We start from the raw sequence: 25,260 nt of genomic DNA, 5'->3' as shown, positions 1-25,260 counted from the left end.
TCCTTGTGCGCCTACAGTTTGATGAAGGGCTGCATCAGCTTGCCCAGCCAGCCGTCCAGCTGGATCTGGCCGTCCAGGGCCACCACGCACAGGCAGGGGTCGGGCGAGACCACGCGCGGCTGGTGCAGCACCTCGCCGTCCGCCTCTTCGAAATCGCCCGGCTCGAACACCGCCGTCTCGGTGGCGTAGGCGCCGTGGATGACGCAGGTCAGCTCGATCCCGCCGTGGGTGTGTTTGGGCGTCTCCCGCCCCGGCCCGATCTCCAGCAGGATGACGCGGCAATCGCCGTCGCGCGGCGCATGGACGTCGCGCGCGCGCATGCCCGGTCCCAGCCAGCGCCACGGCCCCAGGGCGTAGCGGCGCAACGGCTCGGGCAGGCCGGCCATGTCGTTCAGCGGGGTGGAGGCCAGAACCTCTCCGGCGTCTGTTTCGGCCCGCGCCATCACCCGCGCCAGGGCGTCCTCGGCCAGGGCCTGAGGCTCCAGCTCGTCCAGCAGACGGCCGCCTACGGCCTGAAGCGTCCTGACCCAGGCCTCGTTCTGGGGCCGCATCGCCAGATGGGCGGCGACCACCACCGCCTCGGGCGGGCTCAGGGTCCCGGCCGCATAGGCCAACAGCCGCTCTTCGGAGGGATTGTGCACGCCGGTCACGCCACCCCTCCCTGTTCGTCGTCCAGCAGGGTTCTCAGCTTGATCATGGCCTTGCGAATACGCGACTTCACCGTGCCCAGCGGCAGTTCCAGCCGCCGGGCGATTTCGGAATGGGGGTTGTCCTGAAAGAAGGCCAGGCGCAGCACCTCGATCTGATCGGGCGAAAGCCGCGCCATGGCGGCCTTCAGCCGGGCGGCGTTTTCGGCGGCCAGAACGACCGTGTCGGGCTGTTCCGGCTCGTCCTGAACCAGGTCGATCTCGGGCAGGGGCAGACGCCGCGCGTCCTGGCGCAGCACGTCCAGCCGCCGGTTGCGGGCGATGGTGAAGATCCAGGTCGCGGCATGGGCCTTGGTGCGGTCGAACAGCTCGGCCTTGCGCCAGACGGTCAGCATGGCGTCCTGGGCGAAGTCCTCGGCCGCGCCGGCCGTGGCCCCCGCCTTCATCAGATAGGCCTTCAGCCGCGGGGCGAAATGGTCGAACAGGCGCGCGAAGGCGTCCCGATCGCGTCGCATCGCCACCGCCTCGATCAGGCGGTCGAAATCGTCGCCCGCCGGGATCACGGGCGTCCGAATCGGCCGAAGGATGGAAATCTGCTCATGCATCGACCCTAATACGGTTCAGGTCGAAGTCTGGATCATTTCGTGATCCGCCGCAGAGCGGGCGGCGTATCGTCGCAAACATCCGCCCTTCTGGAAACCCAATGCCCCCTTCAGCCGCCGTACAGACTGGTCCCCGCCTGCGGATCGCCGTCGTGGGCTCCGGCGTCTCGGCCCTGTCCTGCGCCTGGCTGCTGTCGGGCCGTCACGACGTGACCCTTTATGAGCGCGAGGATCGGCTGGGGGGCCATTCGAACACGGTCGACGTCCGTTCGGCGGAGGGCGAGACGGCGGTGGACACCGGCTTCATCGTCTTCAACGACGCCACCTATCCGAACCTGATCGCCCTGTTCGCCCATCTGGGGCTGAAGACCCAGGCCACCGACATGTCCTTCGCCGTCTCCCTGGATCAGGGCCGGTTCGAATATGCGGCGCCGGGCCTGTTCGCCCAGCGCCGGAACATGCTGCGCCCGCGCTTCTGGTCGATGCTGAGCGAGATTCTGCGCTTCTATCGCTCGGCGCCGGAAGGGCTGGCGGCCCTGGCCGACAGCGACGTGACCCTGGGCGACTATCTGAAGCGCGAGGGCTTCAGCGAGGCCTTCCGCGACGATCACCTTCTGCCCATGGCCGCCGCCATCTGGTCGTCGCCGGCCCATACGCTGCTGGACTATCCGGCCGAGTCCTTCCTGAGGTTCTGCGGCAATCACGGCCTGCTGAAACTGGTCGGCCGGCCGCTGTGGCGCACCGTGGTCGGGGGCAGCCGGGTCTATGTCCAGGAACTGGCGCGCCAGATTTCGGCCAACCAGATCGCGGCCAATCCGGCCCCCGCCGGCCGCGGCGGCGAGGGGTCGCGCCTGGGCCGGGCCGTGAGCCAAGTCCGACGGATCGAGGGCGGGGTTCTGGTTCAGGACGCGACCGGGGCGACCGAACGGTTCGACCATGTCGTCATCGGCGCCCACGCAGACCAGGCCCTGGCCATGCTGGCCCAGCCGACGGCGCGCGAACGCGAGCTGCTGGGCGCCTTCCGCTACAGCCGCAACCTGACCATATTGCACACCGACCCCGGCCTGATGCCTCGCCGCCGCCGGGCCTGGGCGTCGTGGAACTATATCGGGGCGGACGACGGCCTTTGCGTCACCTATTGGATGAACCGGCTTCAGGGCCTGCCGGGCCAGGACCTGTTCGTCACCCTGAACCCGCCCCGCCCGCCTGCGGCCGGGACGCTGCTGCGCAGCGAACTGTACGAACATCCGATCTTCGATCCGGCGGCCGTCCGGGCGCAAAAAGACCTGTGGAGCCTGCAAGGTCACGGCGGCGTCTGGTTCTGCGGGGCCCATTTCGGCGCCGGCTTCCATGAGGACGGGCTTCAGTCGGGCCTCGCCGTCGCCGAACAGCTGGGCGGGGTGCGCCGCCCCTGGACGGTCGAGAATGAGAGCGGTCGCATCCATCTGACCTCTGGCGCCGCCTCCCTGGCGCGCGTCGCGTGACGGGGGCCTCGGCCCTCTATGTCGGCGGGGTCTTTCACACCCGTCTGAGGCCCCGGCGGCACCGGCTGAAATACCGCGTCTTCTGGCTGATGCTGGACCTGGACGAGATCGACGCCCTGGACCGGCGGCTCAAGACCTTTTCGCGCGGCCGGTTAAACCTGATGGGCTTTTACGACCGCGACCACGGCGACGGCTCGGGCGCCCCTTTGCGCGGCCAGATCGTCGCCCGCCTGGCCGAGGCGGGGATCGACGTCGGTTCCGGCGCGATCCGCCTCCTTGCCATGCCCCGCGTGCTGGGCTTCGTCTTCAACCCGATCAGCCTCTACTACTGCCACCGGGCCGACGGGCGGCTGGCGGCCATGGTCTATGAAGTCACCAGCACCTTCGGCGAGCGCCGGTCCTATGTCCTGCCGGTCCCTGCGGCCGAGGTCGACGACGACCGGTTCCGCCAGCAGACCGACAAACGCCTCTATGTCTCGCCCTTCATGGGGATGGAGATGGACTATGTCTTCCGGGGCCGCCCGCCCGGCGAGACCCTGAGCCTGGCGATCGACGGCCGCGACGCCCAGGGCCTGTTGATCGCCACCGCCATGACCGGCCGCCGTCGCCCCCTGACCGACCGCGCCCTGGTCGCCGCCGCCCTGTCCATGCCGCTGCTGACGCTGAAGGTCGTCGCCGCCATCCATTGGGAGGCGCTGAAACTGTGGCTGAAACGCACCCCCCTGACCCGCAAGCCGGCGCCCGAGCCCGGGGGTTCTGGTGCTTTAGAGCCTGATCCGTTGAGGAGGAACCGCTTCGCGGTTCCGCTGAAACGGTGAATCAGGCTCCAGATTTAAAGCGAGAGCATGATTCACGCTTCTGTCAGAACCGCGAAGCGGTTCCGTCCGAAACGATCATGCTCTAGCGCGGTCGGTCGATGATCAGACGCGCTTTGACGCCACCGTTCCCGGCTCATAGGGGGCGGGCTGGGCGTTGGGCTTGACGTCGCCGACGGCGGTCCTGGCCTTGTCCGACAGATCCAGTTTCGAACTGGGCGTCTCGCCGAACAGTTGAAGCACCAGGGCGGTCCAGGACGGCGCGGAGGTATCGGCCATCATCCACAGCTTCTCCGCCTCGGCGAACTTGGGGTCCGCCTTGACCGCCGGGTCCGTCTTGGCCTTCGCCATGAAGTCCCGGACCTTAGAAACGGCGGCCACATTTTTCTTCCAGCTGTCAATATCGCTGTACTTTCTCGCCCCTCCGCCGTCCGCCGCATTGATGTTAAGATCAAATATCAGTCTCTGGTCTTCTTCTGAGTAGGTGCTGATGACGGAAACCATCGCCTCACCAAGACGACCATCCTGGTTGAGGGCCGTCACCTCCTCACCGTACCTATTGTCCAACTCGCTTACCCGCTTTCCAAACGGACTCTCGTATATTGTGTTCAGCGTCGACAAGAGCGATTGATTATTGTTGGCGGCATCTGAAAACGCTCCCGTGATGATCATATTTCGCATCGCGGCATAGGCGTTTTTCTTGCCCTCCACGTTCGTCTTGCCGTCGCCGTCGGCGATGATCGCCGCCAAACCGCGCAGCTTCTCCAGGTTCTCCGCCAGCTTCGGCGTCATCGGAGGCGCCGCCGTTGAGGAGGCGCCGGCGGCGGGGGTCGAGGCGGTATTGAGGGCGTCTGTCATTAGGGCGGTACTTGATGTCGGAGGAAGGGATCAGACGCGCTTTGACGCCACTGCGCCGGGCTCATAGGGGGCGGGCTGGGCGTTGGGCTTGACGTCGCCGACGACGGTCCTGGCCTTGTCCGACAGGTCCAGTTTCGAACTGGGCGTCTCGCCGAACAGTTGAAGCACCAGGGCGGTCCAGGACGGCGCCGAGGTGTCGGCCATCATCCACAGCTTCTCCACCTCGGCGTACTTGGGATCGGCCTTGACCGCCGGGTCCGTCTTGGCCTTCGCCATGAAGTCCTGAACCTTGGACAGGGCCTCCATATTCTTCTTCCAGCTGTCGAGGTCGGCGTACTGCCGAGAGCCGTCTCCGTATGTGGGACTTAAAATGAAATCGAATATGATCTGCTGGTCTTCTGATGAGTATGAATTAACGAATTTCACCTCGTCCGCAGGACTGAGGTCTAAGTTCATCATTTCCGTTCTTATAGAATCTATTTTCTTTCTGAACTCGCTGTTGCTGATCTGAAGATATATCGGCGTCGTCTCCGTACCTGACCCCTTGAACTTTCCGTCGAGAAACATCCGGCGCTCCTCCAGAGCCGCCGCATGCTTGGCCTGTGTGGTGACGTTCCCGCTCTCATCCGTAATGATCGCGGCGAGGGTCCGCAGCCGCTCCATGTTCTGCGCGAGATTTGGCGCGGCGTCGGATTTGGGCGCGGCGGCCGAGGCCGCAGCCGAAGGCGGTTTGGGATTGAGGGCGTCGGTCATGGCGGGCTTCCCTGAAGGAGAAATAGATCGCAGATTGCGATCTCTTCCCTTTTAAGACGTAAACCGATCAGAGACCGGAGACCTTGGCGTCGGCGTAGTATCGGCCGGTCGACGCATTGGTCGATGTGGGCTCGAAGGTGCAGACCGCCGTGGTGTTCTCGCCATAGGGGGTGGCGGTGAAGCGGAACGACCAGACGCCCTTGGACGACAGGGTCATCGTGGTGGTGAAGGTGTTGCATCGAGGGCCCGCTTTCCCTGGCCCTGGGCCGAGGCGGCCCCGCGACGGCCGGCCGGCGATCAGGGCGGCGCCTGAAACAAGCAAACGACGCATGTGACGACATCCGCATTGCAGACGGATCAGCTCCGTCGGCCAAGTACAGCCACAACCTGGGGGATTCTAAAAGCTCAGATGTCGATGCAAAAACCCTTAGCAGGCACAACCTACGGGCGCTTCAACTTAAAAAAATTCTGAGTTGCGGTGCTAAATCCTTTTCCGCCCTGGGGACGCCGCCCGCACACGGCGTGCCGGGCGCCTCACGACGGGCGGACGGCGCGTCGTGCAGAGGCGTCGGGGTCCAGGGGCGCGATCGGAGGATGGGCGGGAAACTGGAGCGGGCGATGGGAATCGAACCCACGACATTCAGCTTGGGAAGCTGACGTTCTACCTCTGAACTACGCCCGCGCGCCTGTTTCCATAGACGGGGCGGTGGCGGGGCTCAAGGGCTTGGGGCAGTATGGGCGCGCAGGGGAGCGCCAGAGCATGAACCAGGGTGACGGACAGGGGCCGCAGGGCCTGGCCTTCGGCTGTCTGGCGGCGGCCCTGACGGCCGCAGCGGCGGCGGCGGCGGCGGCGCTGTGGGTGGTCTTCGTCTGGGACGTCAACCAGGCCTGAGCGCCGCCGCCTGTCGCCCTATTCGACCGTTTCGACCGCCACGCCGCGCGATTGCAGGATGGACTGGACGCTGTCGTCGCCGGTCAGGTGGGCGGCGCCCACGGCGATGAAGGCGGTGCCGGAGCCTTGCAGCAGGGTCTGGATCTGATTGGCCCAGTCGGTGTTCCGGTCGACCAGCAGCACCTTGTACAGTTCCGGCGCATCGGTCTTCATTTCTTCGACCACGATGCGGTCCAGAGCCTGGACGTCGCCCTTGGCCCAGGCCTCGACCATGGAGTCGAGCATCTCCACCGCCTCGTCGAAGTCCTTCAGGGTTTCGCGCAGGAACTCCAGCTGGACGTCATCCGGCAGGGTGGCCAGCATGCCGACCTGTTTCTCCAGGGTCTCGAAGCCGTGCAGGCGCTTGCCGGCGGCCTGGGCGCGGGCCTTCAGGGCCAGTTCGACGCCCGACTGAGGATCATAGCCCGCCTTGACCAGAGGCGCGACCGAGAGGGACAGGGCGGCCAGCCAGGGTTTCAGCGGATCCAGCTGAGCGGCCGAAGCGCCGATGGTCTTGGCGGCGACGTCCAACTGGGCCACTTCTTCCGGCGTCAGACGGCTGGACAGGGGCGTCTGGGGCGACAGGCCGTACTGCTGGATTAGGGGCATCATGGCCGCCTGGTCTTCCGGATTGGTGATCTCGAACCAGATGTCCGAGGCGCTGTCGAAGGCGGCGTTGACGCGGGGGCTGGCCCAGCCGGTGGTCGGGCGCAGCACATGGACCGAGCCGAACAGATACAGGGTCGAGTCCGCGTCCTTGATCACCCACAGGGCCGGGCCCTGCCCCTGGATGGCGGGCGCGGCGGCCGGGGCGGCGGGCGCCGGGGCGGCCTGGGCCAGAACCTGGGACGGGGCGCCGGCGATGGCGAAGACCATGGCCAGTCCGGCGGCGACGCCGACGGCGCCCTGGGCCAGGTTGGAGACGGAGGATTTGAGACGTTTGGCGAGGGTCATGGGTGTTTCCTTCGTTTAAAAAGACAGGGGTGGACAGGGGGGTCAGGCCAGGCCGCGTCGGGTGGACACGACGGCGGAGACGAAAAGATAGAGGGTCATCAGGACGGCGTAGACGTCCCAGGCGGTGATGGGCGCCAGCAGACCCAGCCGTTCGCCCGCCGCCCACAGGAACAGCAGCCCCTGGCCCAGGAAGAAGGTGGCCGTCGCAGCCTCAAGGGTGGCGCGGCGCAGCAGTTCGTCGACGCTGCCCCAGACCTTGAGGTTCAGGGCCGTGTGGGCGGCGAACAGCAGGACGATCAGGCCCAGGGCGATCGCCGGCGCCAGTCCGATGACGGCGAAGACCATGGGCAGCAGCAGGATGAAGCCGGAGAAGCCCATAACCGCCGCCTGCAGCCGCGCCTGCCGGCCCTCCTCGGCCGAGGCCGGCTCCTCCATCCCGTACATCTGCGCCAGACGACGCGGGTCGAAGCTGATCAGGATGACGGCGGCGGCGCCGATCATCAGGGCGACCCCGGTCAGGGCGGCCATGGCGTCGGACCAGCGAAGCTCCACGCCCTCCAGGGCGTCCGGCCCGATAAGCTGCGGCAGGACGGAGCGGCCGAAGACATAGCCGGCCGCGCCCAGCACCGCCCCGATGCCGAAGGCGACCAGGATGCGACGCGGGATACGGGAAGTCCTGGGAGAAGAGACGGTCATCCGTGGGTCTCCGGTTCCGAAAAGATGGATTCGATGGGTTGTTCGAAGATCCGGGCGATCTTGAAGGCCAGCGGCAGGGAGGGGTCGTAACGCCCCGTCTCCAGCGCATTGACCGTCTGACGCGACACGCCCAGCAGTTCGGCGAGATGGGCCTGGGACCAGTCGCGCTCGGCCCGCAGCACCTTGAGGCGGTTGTTCATGGTTCAGCTCCTCACCGCCGCGCCAGCCACCACCAGCCCCAGACGACGCCATAGCCGATCAGCATCAGGGTCATCAGACCCACGGCGCCGGTGGCGGCATAGGCGGCGGGATCGGTGCGCCCGTCGAACCAGGCGGGCACGGTCAGCCGAGCCGCCGGCGGCGTGGAGGCCAGGATGATGAAGACCCCGCCCACCGCCAGACCGCCCGATCCGCCGTAGAACCAGGAGGCCTTGTGGGCCTCGCGCGCCGCCTCGTCGATACGGGCCATCCAGGCGACGCCCAGCCACAGGGACAGGGCCATCATCAGCACAGCCATGACGGCGGAGATGATCAGGAGGGCGGCGTCCTCGGCGATCAGCCCCTTGTCCGAGGCCAGAACCGCAATGACGCCGCCGACGACGACCAGCACCACAATGGCGAGAACGCCGGCGAGCGAGAGGGCGATGATTTTCCAGAGGCCCTTGGCCATGACAATGCTCCTTGTCGTTATGACAAGGACGCTTGTCTCACCGTGCGCCCATTATGTCAAGCACACTTGTCAAAGAGACAAGGTCAGTTGTCTGTCGGCCCCGTCAGCTCGGGCCGGGCTATGACGCGGGGCTGGATCTCGACCTGACCCAGTTCGGGCATTTCCTTGCCCTGGTGATTGACCTGCAAATCCTCAAAGCGACGGGCCGAGACCATGACCTGAGTTTCGAGCGAGCCGACGAACTGATTGTACTTCCCGACCGCCTGACCCAAGGCTTTACCCATCGCCGAAGCGTGCTCCCCCATGACCGACAGACGCTTGTAGAGTTCGCGCCCCAGGGCCGCGACCTTGTCGGCGTTGGCCGCCTGTTCCTCGGCCCGCCAGCCGTAGGCGACGGCCTTGCACAGGGCGAACAGGGTGGAGGGGGTGGCGATGACGACCCGCGATTCCATCGCGTCCGACAGCAGGTTCGGCGCATGGTCGAGCGCGGTGGACAGGAAGCTGTCGCCCGGCACGAACAGGACGACGAAATCGGGGCTGGGCTTGAACTGGTCCTGATAGGCCTTGGACGACAGCTGGCGCACATGGGTCTTCAGGCTGGCGGCGATGCGCAGGCCGACCGACCGGGCGCGCGCCTCCTCGTCCCCCTCCTCCTCGTCGAAGGCCAGGGGCACCTTGGCGTCGATCACGAACAGGCCGCCGCCGGGCAACCGCACCAGGAAGTCGGGCCGGTTCTGGCGCCCCTCGTCGTCGGCGCTGGAGGTTTGTTCGGTGAAGTCGAACCGGCCGGCCATGCCCGCGGCCTCCAGCACATTGCGGCAGGTCTGTTCGCCCCAGCGGCCGCGCCGCCCGGTGTTGCCGCGCAGGGCCTCGGTCAGTTTACGCGCTTCGTCCCGCGTCGCCGACGAGGCGGCCATCAGCTGGGTCAGCTGTTCCTTCAGGCCGCCGGTCTCCTCGGCCCGGGCCTTTTCCAGCGCCGCCACATGTTCCTGAAACTTCGTCAGGGTCTCGGCCACCGGCTTCAGCTGGGCCGCCATCCGCTCGCGCGCCAGCTGGTCCTGGGCGCGGAAGGTCTCGGTCGCGCGCGTCACCATCTGGTCCGCGACCGCCTGGGCCGACTGAGCCGCCTGGGCCTTCAGCAGCTCGCCCATGGTGACCCGGCTCTCCTCGACCAGGTCGATCCGCACCTGGGCGGCCGCCAGATCCCCCCGCGCCCTCTGCCAGCCCATAAAGGCCCACAGAAAACCGCCGCCCAGAGCGACGGCGACGACGGCGAGGATCAGCACGAGCGTGTTCATGCTCCGTTCCTAGCCGGAGTCGCCGCGCGGCGAAAGACGCGCGAGGTCTAGGCCGGCCGCCTTGCCCGCAGCGCTTGAACAATGGTGCCGTCGTCCAGCCAGTCCAGTTCGCCGCCCACCGGCACGCCGCGCGCCAGGGAGGTGACCTGGACGTCCGGGCCGGCGATCCGCTCGGCGACATAGTGGGCCGTGGTCTGGCCGTCGACCGTGGCGGGCAGGGCCAGGACGACCTCGCGCACGGCGCCGCCCTTCACACGGCCGACCAGTTCGGCGATGCGCAGATGTTCGGGGCCGACGCCGTCCAGAGCGGACAACAGCCCCCCCAGCACATGATATTTGCCGCGGAAGGCGCCGGACCGCTCCATGGCCCACAGGGCGCCGGCCTCCTCGACCACGCAGATCAGGCCGTTGTCGCGGGCCCCGTCCGAACAGACGGCGCAGGGGTCGCGCGTATCGGGCGCGCCGCAGACCGAGCAGGAGACCACCTTGTCGGCCGTCTCGGCCAGAGACGCCGCCAGCGGCACGAGCAGCTGCTCGCGCCGCTTCAGCAGGGCCAGGGCCGCGCGCCGGGCCGAGCGCGGTCCCAGACCCGGAAGCTTGGCGAGAAGGGAGATGAGCCGCTCGATCTCCGGCCCGGCGGAGGCGGCCATCAGAACAGTTTCGGCATTCCGGGAATATTCATCCCGGCCATGGGGCCGGCGGCCTCACGCATCAGGGCGGCGTTCACCTCGTCCAGCTTGCGCTTGGCGTCGGCATGGGCGGCCACGATCAGATCGGCCAGGATCTCGCCCTCGCCGGGGGTCAAGAGGCTGTCGTCGATCTTGATCGCCGTGATCTCGCCCGCGCCCTTCAGGGCCACGCTCACCAGCCCGCCGCCGGAGGAGCCCTCGGCGGTGGTTTCGGCCATCTTGGCCTGGGCGTCCTGCAGCTTTTGCTGCATCGCCTGGGCCTGCTGCATCAGTTGGGTCAGGTCTTTCATCCTGCCTAGATAGGACGAAGCCGCGTCTTGCGACAGGGGGCGGCGGGCGCGCCGGTCCAGATTCAGAAACGATGGATTGCCGTATTTGCACTTGTGACAGTTGCTGAAGGGTCTAAATAAGCACCAGAATTTGTTGCTTTTGCAGATCAGGACGCACTCCCATGGCCTATGACGCTCTCTCCCCCCGCGACCTCCCTCTGTCGGACGCCGCCCTGGCGCAACTCTTCACCGAGGCGCGCACCCGCAACGCCTGGAGCGACCGGCCGGTCGCGCCCGAGCTGCTGAAGAAACTTTACGACCTGACCAAGTTCGGCCCTACGGCCGTCAACGCCGGCCCGGCCCGCTTCGTCTTCGTCACCTCGCCCGAGGCCAAGGCCCGGCTGATCCCGCTGATGAGCGAGGGCAATCGCGCCAAGACCCAGCAGGCGCCGGTCAATCTGATCCTGGCTCAGGACCTCGACTTCCACGACCATCTGCCGACCCTGTTTCCCCATGCTCCGGGCGCGCGCGACTGGTTCGCCGACGAGGCCGGACGGCGCGAGACCGCCTTCCGCAACGCCTCGCTCCAGGGCGGCTATCTGACCATCGCCGCCCGCGCCCTGGGTCTGGACGTCGGCCCCATGTCGGGCTTCGACGCCGCGGGGGTGAAGGCCGAATTCTTCCCCGACAGCCATGTCGAACCCAACTACATTCTGAACCTGGGTTACGGCACGGACGAGAACCTGTTCCCCCGCTCGCCGCGCCTGAGCTTCGACCAGGCGGCGCAGATTCTCTGAACCCTGTCCGACGTCAAAAAAAGGGGCGGCCTTCGCAGGCCGCCCCTTCTTCTTTTGTCTGCGCCTGACCCTCAGTGGACCGTCGGCACACTCGTCACGGCGGGCTTTTCGACCGGGATCTCGATCTCGGTCCCGTCCGACACTGGCGTCACCGGCACCGAGACCGAAGGCCCGGCGTTGGGGAAGTTGTTCTCGTCGCGGTTCGGCGCGACCCCCTTCTCCAGCAGGTCCTTGATCTCCTCGCCCGACAGGGTCTCGTACTCCAGCAGGGCCTGGGACAGTTTCTCGTGATGCTCGGCCTTTTCGGTCAGTATCTTGCGCGCCTCGTCCCAGCCCGAGGCGACCAGACGGCGGACCTCCTCGTCGATGGTGCGGGCCGTCTCCTCGGACACGTTTTGGCTGCGCGCGACCGAATGGCCCAGGAAGACCTCCTCCTGGTTCTCGCCATAGGCCACGGTGCCGAGCTTTTCGGAAAAGCCCCAGCGCGTGACCATCGCCCTTGCAAGCTTGGTCGCCTGTTCGATGTCGGACGAGGCGCCGGAGGTGATGTTCTCCTTGCCGAAGATCAGCTCTTCCGCCACCCGACCGCCGGCCATGATGGCGATCCGGTCGATCATCTGCTGGTACTTCATCGAATAACGGTCGCCTTCCGGCAGCTGCATGACCATGCCCAGGGCCCGGCCGCGCGGCACGATGGTGGCCTTGTGCACGGGGTCGGCCATCTTGACGTTCATGGCGACGATGGCGTGACCGGCCTCGTGATAGGCGGTCAGGCGCTTTTCTTCCTCGTTCATCGCCATGGAGCGACGTTCCGAGCCCATCAGCACCTTGTCCTTGGCGTCTTCGAAGTCGCGGTGCGTGACCATGCGCCGGTCCTTGCGGGCCGCCATCAGGGCCGCCTCATTGACCAGGTTCGCCAGATCGGCGCCCGAGAAGCCGGGCGTGCCGCGCGCGATGGTCTTGACGTTGACGTCGGCGGCCAAAGGCACGTCCTTCATATGGACGCGCAGAATACGCTCGCGCCCCGAGACGTCAGGGTTGGGGACCACCACCTGGCGGTCGAAACGGCCGGGACGCAGCAGGGCCGGGTCCAACACGTCGGGACGGTTGGTGGCGGCGATCAGGATGATGTTCTCGGAGGCTTCAAAGCCGTCCATCTCGACCAGCAGCTGGTTCAGCGTCTGTTCGCGCTCGTCATTGCCGCCGCCCAGGCCGGCGCCGCGATGGCGACCGACGGCGTCGATCTCATCGATGAAGATGATGCAGGGGGCGTTCTTCTTGGCCTGTTCGAACATGTCGCGGACCCGCGACGCGCCGACGCCGACGAACATCTCGACGAAGTCGGAGCCCGAGATGGAGAAGAAGGGCACGCCCGCCTCGCCCGCGACCGCGCGGGCCAACAGCGTCTTGCCGGTGCCGGGAGGGCCGACCAGCAGGGCGCCCTTGGGGATCTTGCCGCCCAGGCGCTGGAACTTGCCCGGATCCTTCAGGAATTCGACCACCTCGGTCAGTTCTTCCTTGGCCTCGTCCACGCCGGCGACGTCGTCGAAGGTCTTGCGGCCCTTGTGCTCGGTCAGCAGCTTGGCCTTGGACTTGCCGAAGCCCATGGCGCCGCGCGCCCCGCCCTGCATCTGGCGCATGAAGAAGATCCAAACCCCGACCAGCAGGGCGATGGGCAGAATCCCCATCAGCAGGCTCATCCAGATCGACTGGCGCGTGGTCTTGGCGTCGACGTTGACGCCGTTGGCCAGCATGGAGTTGACCAGCTGCTCGTTCGGATAGGGGGTGGTGGCGGAGAAGCGGCCGTCGTTCTTATAGACGCCGGTCACCTGGTCGCCGCGCACGGTGGCTTCCTTGATGTCGCCGGCCTCGACCCGCTGCACCAGCTGGGAATAGGTGATGGTCTCGGGCCGGCCGGCGCCGGGGCCGCCCTGGGCCGCCATGCCGGTCATGGCGCCGCCCTGCGACACCGCCGCATAGACCGCCAGCAGGGCCAGGATGATGACGCCCGTGATCGCCAGATTACGCAGGTTCATTGAGGTCCTCGGTCGTCCGCCGGCGCCCTCTGGCCCGACGGCTGGATTGTCAGTCTCGGAAAATAGGCGCTTCCGCCGCGTTACGCCATGGCGGCGCGATCAGATCGTCCTCATGCGTCGTTTCGCCCAGCGCCAGTCTGAGCCGTTCGGGCGCCAGATCGCGCCACCGCACGGCCGGGCTTGCAAGAACCGGGGCGCCTTCATCGTCCCGGATCAGCACGGGCTCGGCGCCCCGCGCCGCCGACGGCAGCCGCCCCAGGGCCGCGCGGTCCGACGGGGCCAACTGGGCCAGACGGCCTCGCGCCGCGCCGACGCGCCAGCCCGCTTCGTCGGCTTCAAACACGAACCGGCCGTCCCAGACCGTCTCCACCCCAGGGATCAGGTCCAGATCGGGCCGCGCCGCCCGGGCCAGCTCTCCGGCTTCCCGCATCATCAGGACCGCCTGCCCCTCGGCCTCGATCCGCGCCCCGCACAGGACGACGGCGAAATCCTCGCCCGCGCGCAATCGCCTGATCAGCCGCGCCAGCCGCTCGCCCCGCGGCGGGGTCGATCCGCCCCCGATACAGACCAGGGCCGTGGCCAGGACGCGAGGCTCGATGTCGCGCGAGGTCTGGATCAAGCCCTCCGAAGAAAAACGCACAGGCTGGACGGCGCCGGACTTTCTGGGAGCTGTGGCCGGGGGGGCTTCGGCAGGGAGGTCCGCTGCGGCCCGATCGGCCAAGGCTTGCCGCGCCCGGCTGCGGCCGAAACGCGGATCGGCGTTGGCGGGGTCTTCGATCCAATCGGCGCCCTGATCTCTCAGCCAGGCCCGAAGGGTCTCGCGCCGTTCGCCCAGCAGGGGCCGCAGCAGCATCAGCCCCCGCCCCTCGGGCCAGGCCGGCGAGGGCGCCCATTCGCGCACCCGCCCCAAGGTCGAGCCCTCGGCCCGCATCAGATCGGCCTCGGCTGCGTCGTCGGCGGTGTGGGCCATCAGCACGACCCGCGCCCCGGCGGCCCGCGCGGCCTCGGCGATCAGCCGGTGCCGGGCCGCCCGCGCCGCCGCCGTCAGGCCCGCAACAGGCTTGTCCCCGGTCCAGACCAGACCCCGCCAGGCGCAGCCCGCAGCCTGGGCCGCCTCGCCCGCGAACCGGGTCCAGGCGGGGCTGTCGGGGTTCAGTCCGTGATCCACCGTCAGGGCCAGAACCGGCCGGCCCCGCGTCTGGGCCCAGGCCGCCGTCAGCCGCATCAGGGCGATGGAATCCCCGCCCCCGGACAGGGCCAGGGCGACGGGTCGGTCGTCATCGACCGTCAACCGATCATCCAGCCGCGCAAACAGCCGGGACTGGAGCCCCCCAGTCCGGCCGCCCGGCGCGACCGTCAGCTGCACCCGCCGGCGGTCTTCATCTGGGCGGCGCGGGCCTTTTGCGGATCCGAGGCCGAGGGGGCGTAGCGGCGCGTGAACTCCGCCAGGGCCGCACAACCCTGCGTCTTGCGGTCGGTGGCGAACAGGGCGTCGGCCAGTTTCAGCGTCGTATCGGCCGCCCAGCCGATGCGCGGCCAGTCCTTCAGGGCCGCCGCGTAGAAGGCCACGGCCCCCGCCTTGTCATTGGCCGAGACGCGGATGTCGCCCAGGCGGGAGTTGGCCTCGCGCGCCTGGGGGGTGTCGGGCCAGGTCACGACCACCGTCTCCAGCGCCCGCGCGCCGCGCGCCCGGTCCTCGCCCATCAGCCGCACGGCCGCCGCCAGGTCCTGCCCGGCGTCGCCGGTCGGGGAATTGGCCTCGATCGGGGCGTTCAGCTCGGCCGCCCGCTCCAGCTTCTCGATCCGGCCCTCGGCGTCCACGATCCGGGTTCTCAGCGCCGCATTGTCGCGCTGGGCCTCGTCCAGCTGGAAGGTCAGCCGTTCGTTGTCGCCGTTGATCCGGCGCACCGTGGCCTCCAGGTCCTCCAGCCTCTGGCTCAACAGGCCGAACTGGCCCTGGAGGGTGACCACCTCGGGGTCGGGCTCGACCAGCACCGGCTGACCGGCGGCGTTCCTCTGGGTCAGGGCGCGTTCCAGCCGACGCACATTGCGGTCCAGCTGGTCCAGCCGGCGTTTGTCCCATTCGATGGGCTGCATGATGTTGGGCGCGGCCTGCTGGGCGACGGCGACGCCGCCCCCGGCCAGAACCAGGCCGACGGCCGTCAGGGCCAGGAGACGGGGGAAGGACAGCTTGATCATGGCTTCTAGCTTTCACCGATTTGGGGCCGCCGCAAGGCGGACCTAATGACCCAGACCCAGATAGACGATGGCCGTGACGAACAGGCCGATGACGATGTTGCAGAAGAACAGCAGGGCCGCCGTCCGCCACAGGGCCGAAAAGATCGACAGACCATAGGCGCCCTTCAACTGGGCGAACATATGCGCCGGTATGACCGCCAGCCCGATCAGGCCGACGAAGCCGCCCAGGACGCCGTTGATCGTCCCGGCCAGGACCATGACCATCAGCAGCAGGGCCATGAAGGTCAGGGAATACAGGATGAAGACGCCGTGGTCGTACAGGGTGAAGCCCCGTTTCCACAGGAACAGCAGGGCCACGAACGGCAGGGAGAAGGGCACCAGCAGGAAGGCGAACTTATAGAGGGTCTGCTGCAGCTTATAGAGGGCCAGGTCCGGGTTCTGCAGCTTCTTCAGCAGCACGGCGCCCAGGCCGTGGCCCTTGACCTTGCCGTCGGCGGCCAAGTCCTTGACCTGGGCCTGCCAGGTGCCGGGGGCCAGGCCGTCGGACCGGCCGTCGCGCAGCTCGGTCTCCAGCCGGTTCAGCGACTGGCGGCGGTTCTCCACCACCCCCTCGGCGGTCTTCAGGGTCTGGGCGGCGATCGGACTGTCGTTCACTTCGGGGTCGGCGCGCAGTTCGGCGACGGTCTTTTCCGCCTCGACCAGACCCAGCCGCTGTTCGGCGACCTCGGCCTGGAGACGGGCGGTGCGTTCCGCCTCACCCTCATGCGCCCCCGGCTGGGGCATGAAGCTGAGGGCGAAGAACATGATGAAGAGGGTGCACAGAAAGATCGCCAGGGGCGAGACATAGCGGGTGCGTTTGCCCTGAACCCATTCGCGCGTGAGACGGCCGGGGTTCAAGGCCAACAGCGGCAGGGTGCGCCAGACCCGGGCGTCGAAATGCATGACGCCGTGCAGCAGCTCCTCGCCCAGATGCAGCAAGGTGCGGTGGACATGGGTCGGCTGGCCGCAGTGGGCGCAGAAGTTTCCGCTGGTCTCGGCCCCGCAGTCCGAACAGACGCCGTAGCCGGCCTCGCCCGCCTGGCCCGCCGGTTTCTCGATCGCCCCCGCGATCAGCCCGCCGGTGATGGCCCCGCCGGCTCCTTCGATATCCACGCCCTTGATCCCCCGTCGTCTTGCGAAGGCCACCTTGCGGAGGGCGGGCGGAAAAGAAAAGAGGCGCCGGCCTTCGCCGACGCCTCTCCGGTCTCGATTTCGGCTCTCGCCCCTTAGCGCGCGGCGCCCGAGACGATGGCGGTGTGGGCGTTGCGGTTGCGGGCCCAGGCCTCTTCGTTCGAGCCTTCGGCGATCGGGCGCTCCTTGCCGAAGCTGATGGTGTCGATCCGGCCGGCGGGCACGCCGCGATTGATCAGATAGGTGCGGACGGCCTCGGCGCGGCGGGCGCCCAGGGCCAGGTTGTATTCGCGGGTGCCGCGTTCGTCGGCGTTGCCCTCGATCCGCACCGTGACCGACGGATAGCGTTGCAGCCACTGGGCCTGGGCGTCCAGGCGCGGCATGGCCTCGGGCCGGACCTCATAGGAATCCAGGTCGAAATAGATCCGGTCGCCGACATTGACGACGAAGTCCTGTTCCGTGCCGGGGGCGGCGGCGCCCATATTGCCGCCGGACACCGGGCCGGTCGGAGCGGTCGGATAGGCCGGGCCGGTCGGGGCGGTGGTCGCGGGTTCGTTCGGCACGACGCCCTCGACCGGCTTGCGGGCGCAGGCGGCCATGGCGGCGACGGCGCAGCCGACCATGGCCACGGTCATGATGCGGGATTTTTTCATCGGGTCGTCTCCTGAAGGATTATGAGGACGGCGGCCTCAAGCTTGGCCTTAAGTTCTGCCCTTGGCGGATTTTGGGCGCCAGGGGTGATAACGCAGTGTTGAGCCGAATGGCTCCGTCTGACGGCGAACAGCGTCACGCGACGGCGCCCGACCTCAGGCTGGGCAGCTGTCGGGGCCCTGGCCGAAGCCCAGGTTCGACGGCGGCGCATCCAACAGCGGCGACCAGGCCGGGTCGGTGCCGCGGCCGTTGTAGCCCGCCTGGGCCACCACCCGGCCCGACAGGTCCACCGTCCACAACCGGGTGTCCCCGCCCCGCGTCTGGCGGGCGAACATCACATAGCGGCCGTTGGGCGCCCAGTTGGGGCCTTCTTCGAAATAGCTGGACGACAGGATGCGCTCGCCCGAGCCGTCAGAATTCATCACCCCGGTGGAGAACCGGCCGCCCGACTGTTTGGTGAAGGCGATCAGGTCGCCGGTGGGGCTCCAGGACGGCGCCGTATAGACGCCGCCGCCGCGCGAGATCGGCCGCTGGCCCGAGCCGTCGGCCCGCATGACATAGAGGCGCGCCGTCCCCGACCGGTCCGAGTTGAACACGATCTGGCTGCCGTCCGGGCTGAAGGAGGGCGAGGTGTCGATGCCGGGGTCCGACGTCAGCCGCGACAGCTGGCGGCTGCGCAGGTCCATCACATAGATGTCGGTATTGCCGCCCCGGATGATCGAAAAGGCGATCTTGTTGCCGTCGTTGGAGAAGCGCGGCGCCAGCACCTGGCCGTCGAACTGACCCAGGCTTTCGCGCCGGCCCGTGGTCAGATTGTACAGATAGATCCGGCTGTAATCCTTGCCCAGCGCCACATAGGTGATCTCGTCCGGCTGGGAGGCCGAAAAGCGCGGCGACATGATCACCTCGTCGCCCTGGGTCAGATAGACGGGGTTGAACCCGTCCTGGTCGGCGATGGTCAGGCGGTTGATCCGGTTCAGCTGCGTCCCCTCTTCGGAGACGAAGATGACGCGGGAATCGAAGAAGCCGGCCTCGCCGGTCATCCGCTGATAGATGACGTCGGAAATCTTGTGCGCGATCCGGCGCCACTGCTCGGCCGTGGCGGTGAACTGATAGCTGACCAGCTGGCACTGGCGGTACGGGTCATAGAGGCGGAAGCCCACGTCCACCCGATTGTCGGCCCGCGGCGTCACCGCCCCATACAGCACCGCCTGGGCGCCGATCTGGGTCCACTGGGGGAAGTTGGGCGCATTGGCCAGGGTCAGGCCGGTCTCGATGAAGCCGGCCGGGTTCAGCGGTTCGAAGAAGCCCGACCGTTTCAGATTGCCGCTGATCACGCTGGAGATGTCGGCGCCGTGGTCGCCGCTGAAGGGCACGATGGCGATCTGGAGCGGGCGCAGCACCCCCTGGTCGATCTCGACCTCGACCGGCTGGCTCTGCTGGGGCGCTGCGACGTTCTGGGCCTGGGCGGAAGAGACGGTCGTCGCCACGGCGGCGACCGAGGCCAGAAGAAGGTTCAGACGCATCAAATGCTCCCGTAAATCTCGAAAGATCGCCGACCTTATCGCCGGTTCGTATGACAATCGCCAGCTTCTCACGGCGAATGGGGCGACTTTGAGGAGGCGCGCCTCACATTGATGCGTGATGCGTGATGCATTATCTTCGGCGGTATGCGCACCACCCTCGCCATAGACGACGACGTGCTGAATGCGGCTCGCGCCCTTGCCGCCCACCAGGACCGCACGGTGGGTGAGGTGATGTCTGAACTCGCTCGTCAGGCGCTGCAAAAGCGTGAGAGCACGGTGCGCTTCCGCAACGGGGTTCCTCTTCTGCCCGATCGGCCTGGGCCCATGGTCACGCTGGAAGACGTCAACGCCCTGCGTGACGAGCTGCCTTGACCTATCTGTTGGACGTGAACGTGCTGATCGCCCTCGTCGATCCCCGCCACGTCTTTCACCATCCTGCCAATACCTGGTTCCAACGCGAAGCCGCTCCGTCCTGGGCCACCTGTCCGATAACCGAGAACGGTTTGGTCCGCATCGTCGGCAGCAGCCGCTATCGCAATCCGGTCGGGCCGCCTTCCGATGTCGTTCGGATTCTCGCTCTGCTGCGAGACATGGCTGGTCACGTCTTTTGGCCGGATGCCGTCAGTCTGGCCGACGAACGCCTGTTCGAGCCCTCGGCCCTGACCAAGCCGGAACAGATCACCGACGCCTATCTCCTGGCTCTGGCGGTCTCGAACGGGGGCCGGCTTGCGACCTTCGATCGCCGACTGTCCCCAGACGCCGTCAAAGGCGGACGATCGGCCCTTCACCTGATCACAGACACCTGAGCCTCACCGGTTCCGGCAGGCCCGTTCGGTGTTGAAGGTCGGGCGATAGGCGCCGCCCGGAAAGCCCTGGGGCACGTCGAAGGGGGCGGTCTGGCGCAGGGCCCGCAGCGCCCCGTCCGCCGCCGCCCGATAGACCGAGGACGACTGCGGATTGACCAGGGTCGGGCCGCGCGTGATCCGCCCGTCGGCCGACAGGGTCAGTTCGACCTGAATGCGCAACTGGTCCGCCCCGGGGATGTCGCAGGGCAGGATCCAGTTCGGATAGACCTGGTTGAAGATGGCCGTGACCTGCGGCCCCGTGGCCTGGGAGGCGGTTCCCGACCCCTGCTGACCGGTCGCCGGGCGGCCGCGATTGTTGGTCGGGCGCGTCGGGCCCGCCAGGGCGTCCAGGTCCAGGCTCGGCTCCTCGCGCTTCGGCGCCGGTCGGGTCGGGGTCGGCGGGGTCGGACGCGGCGGCGTGGGTCGGGCCTTTTCCGGCGTCGGAGGCGCAGGCCGCGGCGGGGTCGGCCGGGGCGTCGGGGTCGGCGTGGGCTTGGGCGCGGGCCTCAGGGCCGGCGCAGGCGTCGGCGGCGGCGGGGTCGGTTCAGGGACCGGCGGCGTCGGCTCTTCCGGGGCGCTGACCGGGGCGGTCGCGGCGTCGTCGGGCGAGGGCTCGGGCTGCGGATTGTCGGCGGCCGCCGCCGCGATCACCGTCTCGGACACGATCGACACCGGCACCGAGTTCACCAGCGGCGGCGCCTCCTCGGCCTTCTGCGAAAACGACACGAAGGCGAGCGCGACCACCCCCGCGTGCAGGGCGATGGATCCCAGAATGGCGGGGCTCGGCCGACGCAATCGCTCAGCCCTCCGGGGCCGTGTCGGTGATCAGGTTCAGCTTGGTGAAGCCCGAGGCGCTCAGCCGCGCCATCACCCGCGCCACCGCCTGATAGGGCGCCCGGCCGTCGGCCCGCACGAAGACCGGCCGCTCGGACGCCTTGTCCGACCCGCCCGCCTCGGTCAGCAGCCGCACCGCCAGATCGTCGAAGGCCGTCTCGCTGTCGCCGATGAAGATCGCCCCCTGCTGGTCGATGCTGACCGACAGGGGTTCGTTATTGGTCTCGACCGCGCTGGCCTCGGTCTTGGGCAGCTCCACCGGCACGCCCACGGTCAGAAGCGGCGCCGAGATCATGAAGATGATCAGCAGCACCAGCATCACGTCCACCAGGGGCGTGACGTTGATCTCGGTCAGGGGGCCTTTTCGCCCCCGCCGTCCGCGACGCGACCCGCCGCCGCTCGAACCGCCGCCCCCACCGCCATTAAGGGCCATGGCTCAGACGCCCCGCTTCAGGTTCAGGCCAGAGGCGGGCTCGACCGGAGGGGGCGGCGGGGCGGACGGAGCCCCCAGACGCCGCGCCACCGCCGCCTGAAGATCGTCGGCGAAGGCTTCCAGCCGGCCGGTGAACTTGCCCGCGTCGATCGAGAACTTGTTGTAGGCGATATAGGCCGGAATGGCCGCGCCCAGGCCGATGGCCGTGGCGAACAGGGCCTCGGCGATGGCCGGCGCCACCGTGGTCAGATTGGTGTTGCCCGCCGCCGCGATGCGGCCGAAGGCGTTCATGATCCCCCAGACCGTGCCGAACAGGCCGATGAAGGGCGAGGCCGTCGCCACGACCGACAGCACGCCCAGGCCGTTTTCGATCCTCTGGCCCTCGCGCTGGATCAGGCTGTTCATGGCCCGGTCGATCCGGGTCATCAGCAGGTCGCCCTGGTGTTCGTTCAGCGCCCCCTTCTGACGCGCCTCGCGCCAGTCGGACAGGGCGATCACCAGCATGCGCGGCAGGGCGTGTTCCGGCTGCGGTCCCGCCTGGGCCGCCACATCCTCCAGCGACCGGCCCGACTGCACCGCCTTGTCGAAGTCGTCGGCCTGGCGGTTCAGGGCGGTGAAGCGGAAGGCTTTGTCGATGATGATGGTCCAGGACCAGATCGAGGCCGCCGCCAGCCCCACCATCACCGACTTCACCACCCAGTCGGCGGTCATGAACAGCTCGACGGGGTTCATCATCGAGGCGTCGACGGGCGTAGTCATTCAGGCGCTCCGGGCGAGATCAGGATCGGTCACGTCCCCTCTTCGACCGAGCGGGCGTGACCATTGTGTGGCGTCCCGCCCGTTTAGCCGCCCCACGCGCCGCCGTCACCAGAAAGGCGCGCCCCGTCAGAGGAACAGGGACACGGCGTTTCCGAAATTGTGCAGCAGGACAGGCGCCAGCAGGCTTCCGGTCCGCAGACGCAGCCAGACGGCGATGAAGGCGGGCAGGGCGGTCATCGCCATCGTCAGCGGATCGAAGGAAAAGCTCCCCTTCGAAAAGCCGAAGGCGTGCGCCAGGCCGAACAACAGGCACGACAGAACCGCCCCCCAGCTCCAATCCACGCCCAGGACGCGCTTGGTCCCGGTGAAGGCCTGGCAAAGCGCCAGCAACAGCACGCCGCGATAGAAGGGCTCCTCCTCCAGGCCCGGCATCGTCAGCTGGAAGGCGATCTCTTCGCCCGTGGCCCTCTCCCCCGAAAAGGCCAGGGCCAGGACCAGGAAGAAGGCGCAATAGAGCAGGCCGACCGGCAGGGCCGCTTTCAGACTGCCCGGCGCCTGGACCAGGGTCAGGCCGCTGCGGCGCCGGCCGAAGCCGGGGCAGGCCGCGATCGCCAGGGTGGCGGCCAGGGCCAATATCTTGCCCTGCCAGTTCCACGACCCGCCGATCACATCGGGCAAGAGGCCGTAGAGATTGGTGAGCAGGGCGTCGTTCACCGCCACCAGCCCGGCCGCGATCAGCAGCCACCGAAACGAAAAGCCGCGCCGGTCCATCAAGCCGATCGCGGTCCCCAGCCCCAGCAGAAGCGCCAGAACCCCCGCCAAACCGATCAATCCGTTCACTTTAGTCCCCTTGTGTCAGACCCGCCCGCACTAGGGCCCCAGGGACGGCGCCGTCTCCTCAGAACCCGGCTTTCGGCTCCTCAGAACCTGCCTTTGTCGAGGAGGCGGCGCGGGCGGCCGCCCTGTAGCGGCTCGGAGCGCAGCCCTCGACCGCGCGGAAGGCCCGGTTGAAACTGGCCAGGGAGGCGAAGCCGCTGTCCAGGGCGACGGCGATCAGCTTGTCTTCGGCGTGCGACGGCGCGCTCAGCCGCCGCCGCGCCTCGGCCACCCGATAATGGTTCAGGAAGCTGCGGAAATGGTCATGGCCCAGTTCGTGGTTGATCAGGGTCCGCACGGCCCGCTCCGACGCCCCCATGCGGGCCACAAAGGCGGCGAAGGTCAGTGCGGGATCCAGAAAGACCCGTTCGCCCTCCATCAGATCGGTCAGACGGCGATGAAGGGCCGCATCCCTCACCCCCGGGTCGGGCGCTTCGGCCGGCGCCCGCTCGGCGTTCGTCACGCCGAAGGTCAGGGCCTCGGGCCGCACGGTCAGCAGCCGCCCGGCCAGCCAAAGGCCGAAGATCAGGATCATAAGATTTTGGCTCAGGGCGAAGGCCAGCGGCCGCCAGTCGAAGCCGAACAGCAGGTCGGCCGACAGATCGACGAACAACATCCCGCCCAGCCCGACTGCGGTCAGGACGCGGGCGTCGTGCCGCTGCTGGATCAGGTCGTCCTCCCGTTCGGCCAGAAGCCGCCAGACCAGATGGCCGACGATGGCGAACCCCAGCGGCAACAGCAGCCGCGACCATTCCCACTGTCCCAGGGCCGCACCGAACAGGCCCCGATCCAGGGCGGCGATCAGCCCCCAGATCAGGCCGACCACAAGGACCGGCCCCCGCACCCGGAACCGCCGGTCGAAACATGACAGACAGAACCACCACAGGAAGATGACCGTAAAGCCGCTCAGCACCCGAGCTGCGGCGCCGACCGGTCCGTCGGGTTTGAGCGTCAGGGGCGTATTGCCCAGGACGAAGCCCGTCAGACACAGGGCCAGGGGCGCCAACAGCAGGGCGGGCAGCCCGATCCGCCGCCATTGCCGCAGCAGCAGGGCGGCGGGCAAAAGCAGGGTCGACGCCGCCGCGGCCCGGACGGCGACGTCCAACTGGTCGATGATCACGGCCTCGCCTAGGGCCGATCGCTCGCCTCAGACCCTCACTCGGCGCTCGGCCGCCGGTTCGGATCGACAGCGACCGACACGGGGGCGCCGACGCTGATGATGACGCCCTCATGGCCTTCCTTGGCGATGGAATAGGTGGCGGCGTCCTTCAGCAGCTGTTCCTCGCACTGGCGGTCGCCCGGACGGCCCAGGGCCTCGCAGCCGCGCTTGGCCGCATCGGTCCAGCCCAGGACCCGACGCGTCGCCGCCTCGGCCCGTTTGATCGCCGCCTCGTCTTCTGCGGCGGCCTGGGCGATCAGGGCCTGACGCGCCCCCTGCTGATATTGCAGCTCGGCCTGGCCCGCCATCTTGCGCTCCCAGACCTTGTAATAGGGACAGCCGACCAGACCGCCGCCGATCACAAGAACCAGCAGCAGGAAGCTCACGATGACCGCGCTGGCGGTGATTCCCTGATTTTCCATGGTCTAGCCTCCCCCGAGTTCATCCAATCCTAATCGGCGCCCGTGGCTTTCGCCAGCCACGGCGTCACCTTCTCGACCAGCCCCTTCGTCGGGCGACGCGGCCGTCCGTCCAGATGGATGCAGACCGCCGTCACCTCGGCCCGGCACAGCACCTCGCCCCCGCGCTCCACCGTCTGTCGAATGATCAGCCGCGGCCCCCGGATCGCCTCATACTGGGTCCGCACCACCAGGGCGTCGTCGATCCGCGCCGGCTTCAGATAGCGGATGTTCAGCTCGGCCACGACGAAGGCCAGGGGTTGATCCTCCTCCAGCAGGTCGGCGTGCCCCACCCCGACGGCGCGCAGAAAGTCGGACCGCCCCCGCTCGAAATAGCGGACATAGTTGGCGTGATAGACCAGGCCGGTGAAGTCGGTGTCCTCATAATAGACCCGCACCGGCAGCAGGTGGTCGCGCCCGTCGAAACGGCCCGCCGTCGGAAGATCGCTTGGAAGATCGGTCATGTCCCCAGCCTAACGCTGGGCGGCGGCGTCAGGAAGCCGGGGCAATAGCGTCGGCGCATCTCGCGGAACTCGGTCGGCAGGGGATCGTCGCTGAACAGGATGCGGTTGGGCACGGAGATGAAACCCACCGCCGCCCCGCCCCTGGACCGGCCCACATAGCCGCAGACGGCCCGCTTCTCGCCCGCCTCGGCGTAGCGCAGCTCGGCGCCGGGGCCCAGCTGTTCGCCGATCTGGCGCACGACCCGATGCGACGGCGTCTCGGGCGGCGCAATCCGCGACCGGTGGCTCATCATCCACAGCCCCGCCCCGGCCGCCGTCAGAGCCGCCGCAACGAACAGGGCGGCGACCGCGCGGGGTGCGGATGGAAAAACCCAGGCCCGTTTCATG

The 25,260-nt window shown here is 68.1% G+C and carries 32 protein-coding genes and 1 tRNA gene; 6 read left to right on the top strand and 27 right to left on the bottom strand.

What is annotated here, in order from left to right:
• Nucleotides 1-11 precede the first annotated feature (11 nt).
• Together chrR and JL11_RS05280 are read right to left on the bottom strand one after the other, a co-directional pair.
• Nucleotides 12-650, bottom strand: a complete 639-nt coding sequence (chrR, locus tag JL11_RS05285; RefSeq protein WP_054764736.1) for a cadmium/peroxide/UV radiation responsive anti-sigma factor ChrR — start codon at nt 648-650, stop codon at nt 12-14.
• The gene (locus tag JL11_RS05280; RefSeq protein WP_054764735.1) at nt 647-1,252 is read right to left on the bottom strand and encodes a sigma-70 family RNA polymerase sigma factor; all 606 of its coding nucleotides are present in this window, start codon (nt 1,250-1,252) and stop codon (nt 647-649) included. Before JL11_RS05280 ends, chrR begins: the two co-directional genes overlap by 4 nt.
• Before the next feature lie 98 nt (nt 1,253-1,350).
• Here JL11_RS05280 and JL11_RS05275 point away from each other — a divergent pair, with 98 nt between their 5' ends.
• Nucleotides 1,351-2,733: an NAD(P)/FAD-dependent oxidoreductase gene (locus JL11_RS05275; protein WP_054764734.1), complete on the top strand. Its 1,383-nt coding sequence runs from the start codon at nt 1,351-1,353 to the stop codon at nt 2,731-2,733.
• A complete protein-coding gene (locus JL11_RS05270; RefSeq protein WP_054764733.1) occupies nt 2,730-3,551 on the top strand; it encodes a DUF1365 domain-containing protein in 822 nt (273 codons plus the stop codon). The genes JL11_RS05275 and JL11_RS05270 overlap by 4 nt, the downstream gene beginning before the upstream one ends.
• A 102-nt stretch (nt 3,552-3,653) precedes the next feature.
• On the opposite strand, the gene JL11_RS05265 is transcribed toward JL11_RS05270, so the two are convergent.
• The 4 genes from JL11_RS05265 to JL11_RS05255 all read right to left on the bottom strand — a co-directional run bounded on the left by JL11_RS05265 (nt 3,654) and on the right by JL11_RS05255 (nt 5,841).
• The gene (locus tag JL11_RS05265; RefSeq protein ID WP_054764732.1) at nt 3,654-4,406 is read right to left on the bottom strand and encodes a hypothetical protein; all 753 of its coding nucleotides are present in this window, start codon (nt 4,404-4,406) and stop codon (nt 3,654-3,656) included.
• A 30-nt stretch (nt 4,407-4,436) separates the two neighbouring features.
• On the bottom strand, nt 4,437-5,159 hold the full coding sequence (locus JL11_RS05260; RefSeq protein ID WP_054764731.1) for a hypothetical protein: 723 nt from the start codon (nt 5,157-5,159) through the stop codon (nt 4,437-4,439).
• Between the two features lie 67 nt (nt 5,160-5,226).
• Nucleotides 5,227-5,490, bottom strand: coding sequence for a hypothetical protein (locus JL11_RS17390; RefSeq protein ID WP_152949508.1), 264 nt, complete (start codon nt 5,488-5,490; stop codon nt 5,227-5,229).
• Nucleotides 5,491-5,766: 276 nt separating this feature from the next.
• A tRNA-Gly gene (locus JL11_RS05255) sits at nt 5,767-5,841 on the bottom strand.
• A gap of 78 nt (nt 5,842-5,919) precedes the next feature.
• Between JL11_RS05255 and JL11_RS18075 the strand changes: the two genes are divergently transcribed.
• Nucleotides 5,920-6,051: a hypothetical protein gene (locus tag JL11_RS18075; protein WP_257720140.1), complete on the top strand. Its 132-nt coding sequence runs from the start codon at nt 5,920-5,922 to the stop codon at nt 6,049-6,051.
• Between the two features lie 18 nt (nt 6,052-6,069).
• Here the strand turns inward: JL11_RS18075 and JL11_RS05250 are convergent, their stop codons facing one another.
• The 7 genes from JL11_RS05250 to JL11_RS05220 all read right to left on the bottom strand — a co-directional run bounded on the left by JL11_RS05250 (nt 6,070) and on the right by JL11_RS05220 (nt 10,687).
• Nucleotides 6,070-7,044, bottom strand: coding sequence for a TraB/GumN family protein (locus tag JL11_RS05250; RefSeq protein ID WP_054764730.1), 975 nt, complete (start codon nt 7,042-7,044; stop codon nt 6,070-6,072).
• A gap of 42 nt (nt 7,045-7,086) precedes the next feature.
• Nucleotides 7,087-7,740, bottom strand: a complete 654-nt coding sequence (locus JL11_RS05245) for a hypothetical protein (protein WP_054764729.1) — start codon at nt 7,738-7,740, stop codon at nt 7,087-7,089.
• Nucleotides 7,737-7,940: a helix-turn-helix transcriptional regulator gene (locus JL11_RS05240; RefSeq protein ID WP_054764728.1), complete on the bottom strand. Its 204-nt coding sequence runs from the start codon at nt 7,938-7,940 to the stop codon at nt 7,737-7,739. The genes JL11_RS05245 and JL11_RS05240 overlap by 4 nt, the downstream gene beginning before the upstream one ends.
• A gap of 11 nt (nt 7,941-7,951) precedes the next feature.
• Nucleotides 7,952-8,410: a hypothetical protein gene (locus JL11_RS05235; RefSeq protein WP_054764727.1), complete on the bottom strand. Its 459-nt coding sequence runs from the start codon at nt 8,408-8,410 to the stop codon at nt 7,952-7,954.
• Between the two features lie 83 nt (nt 8,411-8,493).
• A complete protein-coding gene (locus tag JL11_RS05230) occupies nt 8,494-9,708 on the bottom strand; it encodes a DNA recombination protein RmuC (protein WP_054764726.1) in 1,215 nt (404 codons plus the stop codon).
• A gap of 47 nt (nt 9,709-9,755) precedes the next feature.
• Nucleotides 9,756-10,358, bottom strand: a complete 603-nt coding sequence (gene recR, locus JL11_RS05225) for a recombination mediator RecR (protein WP_054764725.1) — start codon at nt 10,356-10,358, stop codon at nt 9,756-9,758.
• Nucleotides 10,358-10,687, bottom strand: a complete 330-nt coding sequence (locus JL11_RS05220; protein WP_054764724.1) for a YbaB/EbfC family nucleoid-associated protein — start codon at nt 10,685-10,687, stop codon at nt 10,358-10,360. Before JL11_RS05220 ends, recR begins: the two co-directional genes overlap by 1 nt.
• A gap of 161 nt (nt 10,688-10,848) precedes the next feature.
• On the opposite strand from JL11_RS05220, the gene JL11_RS05215 reads away from it, so the two are divergent.
• The gene (locus JL11_RS05215; RefSeq protein WP_054764723.1) at nt 10,849-11,463 is read left to right on the top strand and encodes a malonic semialdehyde reductase; all 615 of its coding nucleotides are present in this window, start codon (nt 10,849-10,851) and stop codon (nt 11,461-11,463) included.
• A gap of 71 nt (nt 11,464-11,534) precedes the next feature.
• Here the strand turns inward: JL11_RS05215 and ftsH are convergent, their stop codons facing one another.
• From ftsH to tolB, 6 genes are all read right to left on the bottom strand, one after another.
• Nucleotides 11,535-13,499 carry an ATP-dependent zinc metalloprotease FtsH gene (ftsH, locus tag JL11_RS05210; protein ID WP_054764722.1) on the bottom strand — a complete coding sequence of 655 codons (1,965 nt, stop codon included), beginning with the start codon at nt 13,497-13,499 and terminating at the stop codon, nt 11,535-11,537.
• Between the two features lie 49 nt (nt 13,500-13,548).
• Nucleotides 13,549-14,865 (bottom strand): tRNA lysidine(34) synthetase TilS, encoded by a 1,317-nt coding sequence (tilS, locus tag JL11_RS05205; protein WP_082382602.1) that lies wholly within the window; start codon nt 14,863-14,865, stop codon nt 13,549-13,551.
• Nucleotides 14,856-15,698, bottom strand: coding sequence for a hypothetical protein (locus JL11_RS05200; RefSeq protein WP_054764721.1), 843 nt, complete (start codon nt 15,696-15,698; stop codon nt 14,856-14,858). The genes tilS and JL11_RS05200 overlap by 10 nt, the downstream gene beginning before the upstream one ends.
• Nucleotides 15,699-15,740: 42 nt before the next feature.
• Nucleotides 15,741-16,850: a DUF3667 domain-containing protein gene (locus tag JL11_RS05195; protein WP_054764720.1), complete on the bottom strand. Its 1,110-nt coding sequence runs from the start codon at nt 16,848-16,850 to the stop codon at nt 15,741-15,743.
• Nucleotides 16,851-16,963: 113 nt separating this feature from the next.
• Nucleotides 16,964-17,521, bottom strand: a complete 558-nt coding sequence (gene pal, locus JL11_RS05190) for a peptidoglycan-associated lipoprotein Pal (RefSeq protein ID WP_054764719.1) — start codon at nt 17,519-17,521, stop codon at nt 16,964-16,966.
• Between the two features lie 153 nt (nt 17,522-17,674).
• Nucleotides 17,675-19,045, bottom strand: a complete 1,371-nt coding sequence (gene tolB / locus JL11_RS05185; RefSeq protein WP_054764718.1) for a Tol-Pal system beta propeller repeat protein TolB — start codon at nt 19,043-19,045, stop codon at nt 17,675-17,677.
• Nucleotides 19,046-19,189: 144 nt separating this feature from the next.
• Here tolB and JL11_RS17635 point away from each other — a divergent pair, with 144 nt between their 5' ends.
• Entirely contained in the window at nt 19,190-19,417 is a 228-nt protein-coding gene (locus tag JL11_RS17635) for a hypothetical protein (protein WP_054764717.1), read from the top strand.
• A complete protein-coding gene (locus tag JL11_RS17115; RefSeq protein ID WP_054764716.1) occupies nt 19,414-19,851 on the top strand; it encodes a TA system VapC family ribonuclease toxin in 438 nt (145 codons plus the stop codon). The genes JL11_RS17635 and JL11_RS17115 overlap by 4 nt, the downstream gene beginning before the upstream one ends.
• Nucleotides 19,852-19,854: 3 nt before the next feature.
• On the opposite strand, the gene JL11_RS05170 is transcribed toward JL11_RS17115, so the two are convergent.
• From JL11_RS05170 to JL11_RS05135, 8 genes are all read right to left on the bottom strand, one after another.
• Nucleotides 19,855-20,685, bottom strand: a complete 831-nt coding sequence (locus tag JL11_RS05170; protein WP_054764715.1) for a hypothetical protein — start codon at nt 20,683-20,685, stop codon at nt 19,855-19,857.
• A 4-nt stretch (nt 20,686-20,689) separates the two neighbouring features.
• Nucleotides 20,690-21,157 carry a protein TolR gene (gene tolR, locus JL11_RS05165; RefSeq protein ID WP_054764714.1) on the bottom strand — a complete coding sequence of 156 codons (468 nt, stop codon included), beginning with the start codon at nt 21,155-21,157 and terminating at the stop codon, nt 20,690-20,692.
• A gap of 3 nt (nt 21,158-21,160) precedes the next feature.
• Nucleotides 21,161-21,916 carry a protein TolQ gene (tolQ, locus tag JL11_RS05160; protein WP_054764713.1) on the bottom strand — a complete coding sequence of 252 codons (756 nt, stop codon included), beginning with the start codon at nt 21,914-21,916 and terminating at the stop codon, nt 21,161-21,163.
• A gap of 126 nt (nt 21,917-22,042) precedes the next feature.
• Nucleotides 22,043-22,756, bottom strand: a complete 714-nt coding sequence (locus JL11_RS05155; protein WP_054764712.1) for a CPBP family intramembrane glutamic endopeptidase, BDIM_20840 family — start codon at nt 22,754-22,756, stop codon at nt 22,043-22,045.
• Between the two features lie 58 nt (nt 22,757-22,814).
• Complete coding sequence (locus JL11_RS05150) at nt 22,815-23,912, bottom strand: helix-turn-helix domain-containing protein (protein WP_054764711.1); 1,098 nt, start codon at nt 23,910-23,912, stop codon at nt 22,815-22,817.
• A gap of 35 nt (nt 23,913-23,947) precedes the next feature.
• Nucleotides 23,948-24,373 carry a hypothetical protein gene (locus JL11_RS05145; protein ID WP_054764710.1) on the bottom strand — a complete coding sequence of 142 codons (426 nt, stop codon included), beginning with the start codon at nt 24,371-24,373 and terminating at the stop codon, nt 23,948-23,950.
• A 29-nt stretch (nt 24,374-24,402) separates the two neighbouring features.
• The gene (gene ybgC, locus JL11_RS05140) at nt 24,403-24,873 is read right to left on the bottom strand and encodes a tol-pal system-associated acyl-CoA thioesterase (RefSeq protein WP_054764709.1); all 471 of its coding nucleotides are present in this window, start codon (nt 24,871-24,873) and stop codon (nt 24,403-24,405) included.
• On the bottom strand, nt 24,870-25,259 hold the full coding sequence (locus JL11_RS05135; protein ID WP_054764708.1) for a hypothetical protein: 390 nt from the start codon (nt 25,257-25,259) through the stop codon (nt 24,870-24,872). The genes ybgC and JL11_RS05135 overlap by 4 nt, the downstream gene beginning before the upstream one ends.
• Between the last annotated feature and the right edge of the window lies 1 nt (nt 25,260).

Origin of the sequence: Brevundimonas sp. DS20 (assembly GCF_001310255.1) — a bacterium.
In the GTDB taxonomy this organism is placed as follows: Bacteria; Pseudomonadota; Alphaproteobacteria; order Caulobacterales; family Caulobacteraceae; genus Brevundimonas; species Brevundimonas aurantiaca.
This window is presented reverse-complemented; position numbering and strand designations above follow the sequence as displayed.